We start from the raw sequence: 12,298 nt of genomic DNA, 5'->3' as shown, positions 1-12,298 counted from the left end.
GGCGCTCAGCCGGCCTCGAGGCGCTGCTGCAGCAGCCTGGCCAGGGGGAGCGACTCGCCGTCGCGGGCGCCCTCGCCGACGATCAGCCTGGGCGCCTGCGGCTGCGGGGTTACCCCGGTCAGCCAGCCCGTCGCGCTCGGCGGCACCAGCAGCGAGTAGTACCGACCGTCGTCACCGACGGCGATCGTCCGGTCACTATTGAGGTACCAGCCGCGCAGGGGCGTACGGTAGGAGCGTCCGTTGTACGACCGGGCCCGCAACGGCGCGGTCGGCAGGCCCGCCGCCCGGGCGTCCGCCACGAACCGCTCGACCAGGCCCGACGCCTCCGCGGCCTCCGCGGCGCGGCGCCGGTCGAGCTCGGCCCCGTGGTGCGCCACGGCGCGGGCTCGCTGGGACTGCCAGTCGTCGTCGGCCACCCGCTCGTTGTACCAGTCGGCCGCACCGGGCGCCGCCGCGGGGACCCGTGCGGGCTGGTCGCAGATCACAACGGGGTGCACCGCCCCGGCGGCGGGCGGTGCGGCCTGGGATGCTAGAGACGCCACGAATGCCACGATTGAGGAGCTCCACCGTGACCGCAGGCACCAACGACGACACCGGCTTCGCCGAACTGGGCTTGCGGGACGAGCTGCTCAAGGCACTGACCACCCTCGGCTACGAGGAGCCGACCCCGATCCAGCGCGAGGCGATCCCGCCGATGCTCGCCGGTCGTGACCTGCTCGGCCAGGCCGCCACCGGCACCGGCAAGACCGCCGCGTTCTCGCTGCCGCTGCTGCAGACCATCCCCGCCCCGGGCGGCGACAACCCCTCCGCGCTCATCCTCGTGCCCACCCGCGAGCTGGCCGTGCAGGTGTCGGAGGCGATCCACCGGTACGGCAAGGACCTCGGCACCCGCGTCCTGCCGATCTACGGTGGCCAGCCGATCGGCCGCCAGCTGCGCGCCCTGGAGCACGGCGTCGACGTCGTCGTCGCCACCCCGGGCCGGGCCCTCGACCACATCAGCCGTGGCACGCTGCACCTGCACGACCTGCGCGTCGTCGTGCTCGACGAGGCCGACGAGATGCTCGACATGGGTTTCGCCGAGGACATCGAGGCGATCCTGCAGGAGACCCCCGAGGACCGCCAGACCGTGCTGTTCTCCGCCACGATGCCGCCGCGCATCGACGGCCTGGCCCGCAGCCACCTCAACGACCCGGTCCGCATCCAGATCGGCCGCGCCCCCACCGCCGCCGGCGAGGCCCCGCTGGTGCGCCAGGTCGCGTACGTGGTGCCCCGCGCGCACAAGCCCGCCGCCCTCGGCCGTGTCCTGGACGTCGAGGCCCCCGGCGCCGCCCTCGTCTTCTGCCGCACCCGCGACGAGGTCGACCAGCTCACCGAGACCCTCAACGGCCGCGGGTACCGGGCCGAGGCCCTGCACGGCGGCATGGGCCAGGAGCAGCGCGACCGGGTCATGGCCCGCCTGCGCAACGGCACCGCCGACCTGCTGGTCGCCACCGACGTCGCCGCCCGCGGCCTGGACGTCGAGCACCTCACCCACGTCGTCAACTACGACGTGCCGTCCGCCCCCGAGTCGTACGTGCACCGCATCGGCCGCGTCGGCCGGGCCGGCCGCGAGGGCGTGGCGATCACCCTCGCCGAGCCCCGCGAGCACCGCATGCTCAAGACCATCGAACGCATCACCAAGCAGCGCATCCTCATCGAGAAGGTCCCGACCGTCGCGGACCTGCGCGCCCGCCGCCTCGAACTGACCCGCGCCGCCCTGCACGAGAGCCTCGTCGCCGACGACGCCGCCCTGTCGCAGTTCCGCGTCGTGGTCGAGACCCTCAGCGACGAGTTCGACCTCATGGAGATCGCCATCGCCGCGGTCAAGCTCGCCCACGACGCCGCCGCCATCGGCGACGGCGACGAGGAGGAGATCCCCGAGATCACCCTGCGCGCCCCGCGTGAGGGCGACCGCCCCGGCTACGGTTCAGGTCCTGGTGCGGGTTCCGGGGACCGCCCCGGCCGGCGGGTCTCGGTCCGCGACGCCGACGGCCGCGGCCGGGGCCGCGACGCCGGTGGCCGCCGCGTCCCCGCCGGCGGCATGACCAGGCTCTTCGTCGGCGCCGGCCGGGCCGCGGGCATCCGCCCCCAGGACCTCGTCGGCGCCATCACCGGCGAGTCCAGCCTGAGCGGCCGCGACATCGGCGCCATCGAGATCACCGACCGGTTCTCCCTGGTCGAGGTCCCGGAAGGCGCCGTCGACGAGGTCATCGACACCCTGCGCCGGACCACCCTGAAGGGCCGCCGCCCCGTGGTCCGCCGCGAACGCTTCAACCAGTAGCGGTGCTCGGCTTCGGCGGCTGTCGCCGCGCCGGCCGGGGGTTTCCCATCCGGGAGCCCTCCATGCTCGCCGGCGCTGCCGCGCGGCTGCCTCATCGAGAGGTTCGCAGGTTCACGTGGAGCCCGTTCCCGGTGGTGCAGGTCGAAACCCCCGTGGCCGGACTGCGGTGCCGTGGTGCGGCGCGCCGGCGGTCCCGCACACGCACATCGGGTTGCACCCGGTCCAGCGCTGGAGCGCAACGGTGCCCGTCCGTGCCGGCGCGCGTCCGTAGGGGGCGCTAGAGGGGCAGGGTCTCGCCCGGCAGGTGGAGGGTCAGGTCGGCGCCGGGTGGGGGTGGGTCGAAGGCGAACGTCGAGGTCACCACGTGGCCCGGGAGGATGTCGACGGCGGTGGGCGTACGTGCGCGCAGGACCGCCGGGCCCGCGGACACGGTGAGGTCCGCCGGCGCCACGTGCCGCACCACGGCGCCGGTGTTGCCGAAGCGGATCGTGATGCTCATGTGGTCGGCGCCGAGCACGTCGACGTCGGTCACCACGGTCGGTGGCGCGGCGTGGCGTGGCGCGGCGGGGCCGGCCTCGGCGAACGTGGGGGCGACGATCCCGGCGGCGCCGCCGATGGCGAGGCCCGCGGTGGTGGCGAGCAGGACCGCGTTGAGCGTGCCGCGACTGAGTCCCATGCCGTGTGCCCCTCCGTCGCGCCTCGTGTGGGTGGCAGCGTCACACAGCGCGCTGAGGATCGGCTGTGGTGCCGCTGAGGTGCGGTTTCAGCATGTCAGCTGGGTGGCGGGCGCCAGGGCCGAATCGGTGGACGTCTTGTCCTGCGAGCGGGGACCGCGGGACTGGAGCACCACGGGGGTGGCCAGCTGCTCCTCGACGGCGCTGGTCCAGTCGTGGACGGTGGTGAGCCTGGGCCGGCTGGCCAGCAGCGCGCGGGTGAGCCGCTCCTGGCGGTCGAGGTCGCCGGTGACGCCGCGGGTCGGGACGGTGCCGTCGTAGCCGGTGCACATGCGCAGCTGCGGGGTGTGCTCGGCGGTGTCGAGGTGGGTGAGGGCGAGACCGTCGACGCCCCCGCAGACGTCGAGGGCGTAGCGGTGCGCGACGGCGTCGAAGTGGCCGACCCGGAACGCGCCCTGCCACGGGTTCGTGGGGTTGTTCGGGTCGGTGACCGGCAGCGCCGGGTCCTCCGTGACGAGGGGGCCGGCACCGTGCCGGGTCGTGAACGTGCGCAGCACCCCGAGGCGGTAGGCGGGTGCGCCGGCCAGGAGGGTCTCGGCGTTCGCGAAGGTCGTCGTGCTCCAGGTGGTGTACGGGTGGAAGCCGTGCCACTCGTCGAGCAGCACCCCTTGCGCGCCCTCGAAGACGCACGGGCCCTCGATGCGCAGACCGTCCACGATGGACACCGTGGCGGCGAACGCGGTGTACGCCTCGACGCACGCGTCCACGGGCGGGCCGCCGACGCCGAGCGCGGCCCGCAGCCGGCGCAGCTTCGCCCGCAGCACGGCGGGGGTGCGGCAGTCGCCGACCCGGGGCGCGTCGTCCGGGCGGGACAGCGCGTACGCCATCGTCTCGCCGACGCCCATCCCGCAGGAGCCGTGCCGGTCGGCGCCGCGGGCGATCTCCCTGGCCCGGTTGGCCTCGCGGTGGTACGGGGTGGACAGCAGCGCGGCGCGGTCGACGGTGAGCCGCTGCCACACGTCGTGGACGCCGAGGCCGATCAGGTGGTCGGCCTCGGCGGCCAGGGCGAGGGGGTCCACGACCACGAACCGGGACAGGTGGGTCCGCACGCCGGGCCGGAACGTGCCCGACCCGAACTGTGCGAACGTGTGCTTGCGCCCGTCGGCGAGCTCGACGGTGTGCGCGGCCTGCGCGCCGCCGTTGAAGCGCACCACGGTGTGCACGTCACGCGTGGCGCAGAGGTGGTCGACGACGGTGCCCTTGCCGCAGTCGCCGTATCCGAGGTCCACCACGATGACGTGCCGCATGGCTACAACCGCTCCACGCTGGTGGTGCCGGTCATCGCGGGGGCGGTGCCGGTGGCGACCGGGGCGCGGTCGCCGCCGATGCGCGCGAGGGCCTTGCCGACGGTCGCGGTCGCCTTCGAGCCGACCTCGCGCAGGTCCTCGAGGCCCTCGTCCAGGTCGATGCTGTCCTCGCCGAGGCCGACGGTGAGCGCGATCGTCTCGCAGACCGCGTCGAGGTCGTCCAGGGCGATGACGTTCTGGCCGAGGAGGTCCTTCCAGAAGTCGAGGATGGTGGTGTTGCCGGCGTACGCGGTGCCCGTCGGCAGGATGTAGTAGGTGTCGTACATGCGCCGGACCTCGTCGACGACGGCCCGCAGCGCGATGGGCTCGTCGAGCTCGTCGCCGATGACGGCGCGGACCTCGCCGGGCTTGACCCGCGGGTAGGCCTGCTCGTCGCCGATGATGAACAGGTAGCCGCGCTTGCCCCGCTTCTCGTAGCAGTCGATGCTGGTGTGCCGGGCCATGAAGTACATCGCCAGCTCGTAGGACTCGGTCATCTGCCCGCCGCCGCCACCTTCGAGCACGAACCGGCCGAGGTCCTCGTCGAGGCGGTTGTCCGACTCGAACTGCCCGACCTGCAGCGGCACCCGGTCGCACGTGGCGTCGCCGATGGCGCCGAACAGGATCTGCGGGTCCTTCACGTACCCCTTGCGCAGCAGCAGGCCGAGCAGCTGCGGCAGCTTCTGCTGCAGCACCCGGGGCACCGAGCCCATCGAGCCGGTCACGTCGAAGAGCACGGCGATGGCGACCGAGTCGGGGTGCTCGTCGGAGTCGCGGCTCTCCCGCTTGCCGACGCCCTTCGGGTCCAGTGCGGTGTGGACGGTGCGGGCGCCGGAGTCGCTGTAGGCGAACGCGCTGGCGCCGGTGGCGCGGCGGTAGCGGTCGGCGGCGTCGTACACGTCGGTCGACCAGATCCCACTTCCCATGGGTCTCCTCCTTGTGCGGTCTGTACGGTCTGTACGGTCTTGTGCGGGCTTCTACAGGGCGAACGGCCGGAACTTGCGCGGGCCGTACAGGCGGTGCAGCAGGTCGTCGAGCTCGCCGAGCAGCTTCCAGGCGTCGTCGGGGCGCTGCCTGGGCGAGCTGAGCCGGCAGCCGTCGGCGAAGCGCCGCAGGGCCGGCGGGGCGAGATCCCGCATCAGGTCGGCCATGAGCCGGGCGGCCATGGCCAGGTCGGTGTAGGGGCCGGGGGTCTCGCGGGCGAGGACCTCGGCCGGGTAGTGGTCGCGGCGGTGCGGCACGATCGCGGGGATCCGCTCGCCGGGCTCGCTGGCGCTGTAGCACCAGTCGACGAGCACCACCCCGTGGTCGTGGGGTTCGATGAGGACGTGCTCGGGCAGGACCGCGCCGTGCACGACGCCGGCGCGGTGCGCGAGGCCGAGCGCGACGAGCAGCCGCCGCCACATCCACGCCGCGTCGCGCGGGTCGAGCCCGTCGGGCCGGCGCCGCGCGACCTCGGCGAGGCTGTGCAGCCCGCCCGCGGTGGTGGCGAGCACGTTGCCGCGCCGGGTCACGGTGCCGTCCTTGTGGCGGAACGAGTCGACCAGCCGCGGCACGTACGGCAGGTAGCGCGGGTCGCCGCGCTCCGCGATGCGCCGCAGCGCGGCCGCCTCCCGGGCCATGAGGTCGTTGCACGCCGGGTCCCGCACGAGCTTGAGGTGGCCGTCGGGCACGGCGTACAGGTTGGCGAGGTCACCCTCGAAGGCGAGGGTGGCGGTGGAGTAGACGCCCGCGGCGCTGCGGATGGTGCCGCGGTTGCGCCACAGGTCGCTGAGCCGGGCGAACGCGGCGGCGCCCTGCGGCCCGGCGGTGTCGGGGTGGGTGAGGCGGGCGAGCCGCCGGTACGTGCCGGCCGGGTCGTCGCCGTCGAAGAGCGTGCTGCCCCGGTGCATGATGAGCTCGATGGCCTCGGCGGTGGTGGTCATCGGACCGTCTCCTCCCTGCTGGGCATGAGCAGTGCCGGGTGCAGCAGCCGGGCGTCGCCGGCGCGGTAGAGCTTGGCCCGGGGGCCGCCGCGGGCGCCGCCGCGCTCGGTGGTCGTGTTGGTGCTCTCCACGAACCCGGGCACGGACAGCACCTTGCGGTGGAAGTTGCCGGCGTGCAGCGGCTCGCCCCACACCGTCTCGTACACGGCGCGCAGCTCGGCGATCGTGAACTCCTCGCCGACGAACTTGGTCGCCAGGGGCGTGTACTCCAGCTTCGACCTGGCCCGCTCGAGGCCGTCGGCGACGATCGTGCTGTGGTCGAACGCGAGCTGCGCGGGGCGCTCGTCCATCGGCACCCACGCGGCCTCGCGGGCGTCGCTGCCGGAGACCGGGTCGGGCAGGTCGGGCGCGAACGCCACGTAGGCCACCGAGAACACCCGCATGCGGGGGTCGCGGTCGGGTGCGCCGTACGTGCCGAGCTGCTCCAGGTGCAGCCGCCGGTGCGCGGTGGCGACGCCGGTCTCCTCGGCGAGCTCCCGCGCGGCGGCGGTCGGCAGGTCCTCCCACTGCCCGACGAACCCGCCGGGCAGGGCCCACATGCCTTCGCTGGGCGGGCAGGCGCGGCGCACGAGCAGCACGTTGAGCGCGCCCTGCCGGATCGTGAACGCCACGATGTCCACGGTCACCGCCACCGGCGGGTAGGCGCGCGGGTCGTAGTTGGCGAGGAAGTCGGCGTCGTTCACCCTGAGTCCTTCTCAGATTGAGTAGTTCTCGATCTGAGAAGAACATACGTCGTGGGGTACGGGTGGCGCAATGACGTTTTTCCGTCGCGCGCCCCGGTCGTCCTTACGCGGTGGCGAGGCGGTCGCGGAGGTGATGGCCGTGCGCGGCGGAGACCTGCGCGGCGACCGCGGACCTGACCAGGTCGCTGCGGTGCCGGACGCTGCCGCCGGGCCCTTCGGCCAGCAGGTGCGCGTGCACGAGCCGGTCGACGGCGGCGAGGACCTCGTCGAGGTCGAGGCCGCCGGCCGCGGCGAGCTGCTCGACCCGCAGCGTGCCGAGCGCCGCGGTGAGCCGCAGCACCTCCCACGCCGCCGGCGGCATCCACCGGGTGCGCTGCCGGGCCAGGTGCGTCGCGACCGCCTCGGCGAGCGCCGGGTCGCCGCCGCACGCGGGTGCGACGAGCGCCGGGATGCCGCCGCTCGCGGCGAGGACGCCGGCCGGCAGGTCCCGTTCGCCGAGCGGGTCGAGCCGCAGCACCAGGTCCGCGTCGAGCGCGTGCAGCGGCCGGTCCGCGATCGCCGACGGGTACCGGTACGACACGACGACCCGCAGCCCACGCTCCCGCAGCCAGCGCAGCTCGCTGACGGAGTGCGCGTCGAGGTGCTCCGCGTCGTCCACGGCGACGGTACGGCCGCCGAGCCCGCCGGCGATCGCGTCCAGCTCGGCGGGGTGCAGCCAGCGGCGCTCCCGCATCGCCGCGTCGAGCACCTCGTCGGCGGGCCGGCCGAGCTGGTGCAGCGCGGCCCGCAGCCAGCCGAGCCGCAGCGCGCCGCCCGGCCCCGGCCCGCGCCCCAGCCCGACCCGGCCGGGCTCCTCCTCACGCAGCCGGGCGAGCAGGGCCGACTTGCCGGCGCCGGCGGGACCGGTGACGTGCACGACGCCGGGACCGCCGGCGAGGACGGCGAGCTCGGCGGCCCGCCCGACGAAGGGTGTGCCGTCCGCGGTGCCCGGCGCGGGGTCGGTGGCCCGGACCACGGAGAGGCGCCGTCCGGCCGGGGGAGCCGCGGGGGCGGGTGTCTCCTGCGCGGCGGGTGTCGTGGTGGTGGGTTGGGCGGCGGCGCGGCGGTCGGCCTTGCGCCGGTCGCCACGGCGCCGGTCCCCGGCGCGGGCCGTACCGGCGGTGGCCGGGGCGGCGGTGGAGAGCTCGGCCAGCAGCCGGTCCCGCAGCGACGTGGTGTCGGCGGACGGGGCGATGCCCAGGTCGTCGGCGAGCGCCCGGCGGCACAGGTCGAACCAGCGCACCACCTCGTCCGCGCGGCCCAGCCGGGCACCGGCGAGCATGGCGAGCCGGTACCCGCGCTCGGTGAACGGCTCCAGCTCCGTCGCCTCGCGCGCCAGGCGCAGCGCCCGGGCCGGCTCCACCGCGGCGGCCGGCTCGGCCAGGTCGAGCAGCGCCGCGACCAGGACCGCCTTCACCTCGGCACGGGCGGGTGCGGCCCAGTCGGCGTACTCGTCCTCGGCGAACGGCAGCTCCGGCGCCAGCTCCACGATCCGCTCGCGTACGTCCAGCTGGCCCGGCCGGCGCTCGGCGACCTTCGCCGCGGCCCGCAGCTCGGCGAGGTCCAGGCGGGCCCGGTCGGTGGCGAACACGTACCCGCCGGCCCTCGTCACGATGAACGACCGGCCCGTCGGCACCCCCGGCTGCAGCGCCCGCCGCAGCACCGACACGTAGTGCTCCAGCGCCGCCGTCGCGTTGCCCGGCAGGTCCGCCCCCCACACCGCGTCGGCCAGGGCGTCCTTCGACTGCACCCGGTCGTGCCGCGCCGCCAGCACCCCCAGGACCTGCCGTGCCCGCCGGGGCAGGTCGTCGCCGGTCATCCGCCGCCCGTCACCGTCGATGATCTCGATCTGCCCCAGCACGCGCACGTCCACAGCCGCCGCAATCGGCAGCCCCGCCCACGGCTTGAGCGGTTCCCCGCAGCCGGCGGCCGGTGTCCGCATGCCGGTCACCACCCGCCGGGCGGCGGCGGGCACGGGTACGTTGGCGCGGAGGACGCGACGTTGGGGGATGTCGATGGACTTCGGGGTGCTCGGTGCGCTGCTCGTCACCGGCCAGGACGCCGGGACGCTCACGGTCGGGCCGCCCAAGCTGCGGCTGCTGCTGGCCGCGCTGCTGTGCCGGCCGGGCGCGGTGGTCAGCGGCGGCACCCTCGCCGAGGCGCTGTGGCGGGCCGGTCCACCGCCGGGCGCGGCCGGCACGATCCGCGTCTACGTGCACCAGCTGCGCCGGGTCGTGGGGGAGGAGCGGCTGGTCCGCGCCGCCGGCGGCTACCAGCTCCTGGTCGGCCCCGACGAGCTGGACAGCGAGCGGTTCCGGGCGCTGGGCGAGCAGGGGCGCAAGGCCGCCGCCGACGGCCGCCCCGGCGAGGCCGTCACGCTGCTGCGGCAGGCGCTGGGCCTGTGGCGGGGGCCGGCGTTCGCCGAGTTCCAGGACGCGGAGCTGATCCGGGCGGCCGCGGCCGCGCTGGACGAGCTGCGGCTGGACGTGCTCGAGGAGTGCGTCGAGTGCGAGCTGCTCCTCGGCCGGCACGCCGAGCTGTGCGCCGAGGTCAGGGAGCTGGCCGCCGAGCACCCGCTGCGGGAGAACCTGCGCGCCCAGCTGATGCTGGCGCTGGCGCGCTCCGGGCGGCAGGCCGAGGCGACGGCCGTGTTCCACGACACCCGCCGGCAGCTCGCCGAGGACTACGGGCTCGATCCGGGTCCGCGGCTGCGGGCGATGTACCAGCGGATCCTGGACAACGATCCCGGCCTGGCGTACCGGCGGCCGGTGACCCCGTTGCAGCTGCCCCGGGACACCGCCCGGTTCGCCGGCCGGGCGGACCTGCTCGCCGCGCTCGACGCGCTCGTGCCGGACGAGCGGGGCACCGCGGCGCCGATGGTGGTGACCGTCGTCGGGATGGCGGGGGTGGGCAAGACGACGCTCGCGGTGCACTGGGCGCACCGCGTCGCCGCCCGGTTCGCCGACGGGCAGCTGTTCGTGGACCTGCGCGGGTTCGGGCCCGCCACGCCGGTGCGGCCGATCGAGGCGCTCGCGGGTCTGCTGCGCGGGCTCGGGGTCGCCCCGGAGGCGGTGCCGCTGGACGTGCAGGAAGCCGCGGCGCTGTACCGCTCGCTGCTCGCCGGCCGTCGGGTGCTGGTCGTGCTGGACAACGCGGCGTCGGCGGAGCAGGTGCGGCCGCTGCTGCCCGGCGGCCACGGCTGCCTCGCGCTGGTGACCAGCCGGCACCGCCTGTCCGGGCTGATCGTGCACGAGGGTGCCCGGCGGCTCAACCTCGACGTGCTCAGCCCCGCCGAGGCCCGGGAGCTGCTCGCCGGGCTGCTGGCACCGGACCGGCCGGGCGAGCCGCCGTCGGCCCTGGAGGCGTTGGCGCAGGTGTGCGGCCACCTGCCGCTGGCGCTGCGGATCGTGGCGGCGCAGCTGCTCGACGCGCCGTTCCGCGCGGTGGAGGAGCACGCGGCGCTGCTGCGGACCGGCAGGCTGCGCGGGATGGCGGTCGACGGCGACGAGGACGCGATGATCCGGGCCGCGTTCGACGCGTCGTACGAGGCGCTGCCGGCCGGTGAGCGGCGGATGTTCCGGCTGCTCGGGCTGGTGCCGACCGGTGACATCGGCGCCCCGGCCGCCGCGGCGCTGGCCGGGGTGCCGGTCGAGGAGGCGGCCAGGCTGCTGGACCGGCTGACGGCCGGCTGCCTGCTGGCCAACCCGGCGGCCGGCCGCTGGACCGTGCACGACCTGCTGCGCTGGTACGCCGCGGAGCGCGCCACCGCCGACCCGGGCGCGGTCGAGGCGTTCCAGCGCTTCTGCGACTGGCACCTGCACTGCGCCGACGCGGCCGCGCGGCACCTCTTCCGGCACGGGCTGCGGCTGCCGTTGCCGCCCGGCCCGCCGCCGCCGTCCACGCTGCGGTTCGACTCCGGCCCGGCCGCCCGCGACTGGCTCGAGCAGGAGCTGGCCAACCTCGCGACACTCGTCGTGCACTGCGCCGGGCACGGCCCGAAACCGGTCGCGTGGCTGCTCGCCGACGCGCTGCGCGGGGTGTTCGCCCGGCTGCGGCGCCTCGTGGACTGGACCACGACGGCGGAGGTGGGGCTGGGCGCCGCCCGCCGCGACGGCGACGACCGCGCCGTGGTCGCGATGCTGCACAGCGCCGCGCACGCCGCCTTCACCGCGGGGCGGGCCACGGCCGCGATGGCGCACCTGACCGAGGCCGCCGAGCTCGCCCGCCGCGCCGGCTGGGCGATGGGCGAGGTCGCCGTGACCGGCAACCTGGGTGTCATCCGGTGCGACATCGCCGGCCAGCTGCCCGTCGGTGTCTCGGACATGGCGCGGGCGATGCGGCAGGCAGAGCGGTGGGGCATGCCGGACATCGGCAACAGCCGCAGGAGCGGCCTCAGCTTCATGCACCTGCGCATGGGCTACCTGCGCACCGCGCTGCGCGGCGCGCTCTGGGCGCTGGAGCTGGCCCGCCGCGCCGACGACCTCAGCACGCAGGCGGGCAGCCACCACAACGCCGGCCGCGCCTACTGGGAGCTGGGGCTGCCGGACCGGGCGGCGGAGCATTTCCGGCGCTCGCTCGCGGTGGGCCGGCAGGTCGGCCACCAGGAGGTCCTGATCCGTGCGAACCTCGGCGTGGCGCTCATCGAGACGATCCACGCCGGCCGCGGCGGCGAGGGCCTGGCCCGGGCCCGGACCGCGCTGGCGCAGGCGCGCGAGATCGCGGACCGCTGGATCGAGGCGGAGGCGCTCAACGCGCTGGCCGCGATGCACGCGCACCTCGGCGAGCACGCCGAGGCGGCCCGGCTGTCGGCGTCGGCGCTGTCGGTGACCGAGGCGATCGGTGCCCGGCTGCGCACGGTGGAGCCGCTGCTCGGCCTGGCCAGGGCGCACTGCCGCCTCGGCGAGCTGGACACCGCCCGGGAGCACGCCGACCGGGCGCGCAGCGAGGCGACCGCCATGTTCCTGACCGTCGACGCCGCCCACGCCGTCGCCGTGCTCGCCGAGGTGGCGCTGCGCCGGGGCGACCCCGCGACGGCGGCGCGGCACGCCCGGCGGGCGCTGCGCGCCTACACGCGGTCCGGGCACCGGCCCGGCGAGCGACACGCCCGCGGGCTGCTCGCCGCCGCCCGCCGCCGGCGCTGAGCACGGCCCCCCACCTGCGGCGCAACGCGGCCACAACGCCGCCGCAACGGCCGTTCCGCCACGCTCTCCCCGGCTCGATCACGGGCCGTCGACTCGATCCGGGGGGTTGC

General features: G+C 75.8%; 9 protein-coding genes. 2 read left to right on the top strand and 7 right to left on the bottom strand.

Annotated features, from left to right (window positions below; all coding sequences use genetic code 11):
• Positions 1–5: 5 nt before the first annotated feature.
• The gene (locus OP18_RS22965; RefSeq protein WP_313900953.1) at positions 6–551 is read right to left on the bottom strand and encodes a hypothetical protein; all 546 of its coding nucleotides are present in this window, start codon (positions 549–551) and stop codon (positions 6–8) included.
• On the opposite strand from OP18_RS22965, the gene OP18_RS22960 reads away from it, so the two are divergent.
• Entirely contained in the window at positions 527–2,320 is a 1,794-nt protein-coding gene (locus OP18_RS22960; protein WP_389250688.1) for a DEAD/DEAH box helicase, read from the top strand. The genes OP18_RS22965 and OP18_RS22960 overlap by 25 nt on opposite strands.
• Before the next feature lie 277 nt (positions 2,321–2,597).
• Here the strand turns inward: OP18_RS22960 and OP18_RS22955 are convergent, their stop codons facing one another.
• The 6 genes from OP18_RS22955 to OP18_RS57460 form a co-directional block, all read right to left on the bottom strand.
• Positions 2,598–2,996: a hypothetical protein gene (locus OP18_RS22955; RefSeq protein WP_033361068.1), complete on the bottom strand. Its 399-nt coding sequence runs from the start codon at positions 2,994–2,996 to the stop codon at positions 2,598–2,600.
• Positions 2,997–3,083: 87 nt separating this feature from the next.
• Entirely contained in the window at positions 3,084–4,301 is a 1,218-nt protein-coding gene (locus OP18_RS22950) for an adenylosuccinate synthetase (RefSeq protein ID WP_033361067.1), read from the bottom strand.
• Between the two features lie 2 nt (positions 4,302–4,303).
• Complete coding sequence (locus OP18_RS22945; protein ID WP_033361066.1) at positions 4,304–5,266, bottom strand: hypothetical protein; 963 nt, start codon at positions 5,264–5,266, stop codon at positions 4,304–4,306.
• A 51-nt stretch (positions 5,267–5,317) separates the two neighbouring features.
• Positions 5,318–6,265, bottom strand: a complete 948-nt coding sequence (locus OP18_RS22940) for a BUD32 family EKC/KEOPS complex subunit (protein WP_033361065.1) — start codon at positions 6,263–6,265, stop codon at positions 5,318–5,320.
• The gene (locus OP18_RS22935; protein WP_033361064.1) at positions 6,262–7,008 is read right to left on the bottom strand and encodes an NUDIX hydrolase; all 747 of its coding nucleotides are present in this window, start codon (positions 7,006–7,008) and stop codon (positions 6,262–6,264) included. Before OP18_RS22935 ends, OP18_RS22940 begins: the two co-directional genes overlap by 4 nt.
• Positions 7,009–7,111: 103 nt before the next feature.
• Complete coding sequence (locus OP18_RS57460) at positions 7,112–8,989, bottom strand: AfsR/SARP family transcriptional regulator (RefSeq protein ID WP_156089705.1); 1,878 nt, start codon at positions 8,987–8,989, stop codon at positions 7,112–7,114.
• 67 nt (positions 8,990–9,056) lie between these two features.
• Here OP18_RS57460 and OP18_RS22925 point away from each other — a divergent pair, with 67 nt between their 5' ends.
• The gene (locus OP18_RS22925; RefSeq protein WP_052387167.1) at positions 9,057–12,188 is read left to right on the top strand and encodes an AfsR/SARP family transcriptional regulator; all 3,132 of its coding nucleotides are present in this window, start codon (positions 9,057–9,059) and stop codon (positions 12,186–12,188) included.
• The last annotated feature ends 110 nt before the right edge of the window (positions 12,189–12,298 follow it).

It is taken from the genome of Dactylosporangium aurantiacum, from assembly GCF_000716715.1.
Lineage (GTDB): Bacteria > Actinomycetota > Actinomycetes > Mycobacteriales > Micromonosporaceae > Dactylosporangium > Dactylosporangium aurantiacum.
Note: the sequence above shows the minus strand (reverse complement) of the source record. Positions and strands in the feature narration are given on the sequence as shown.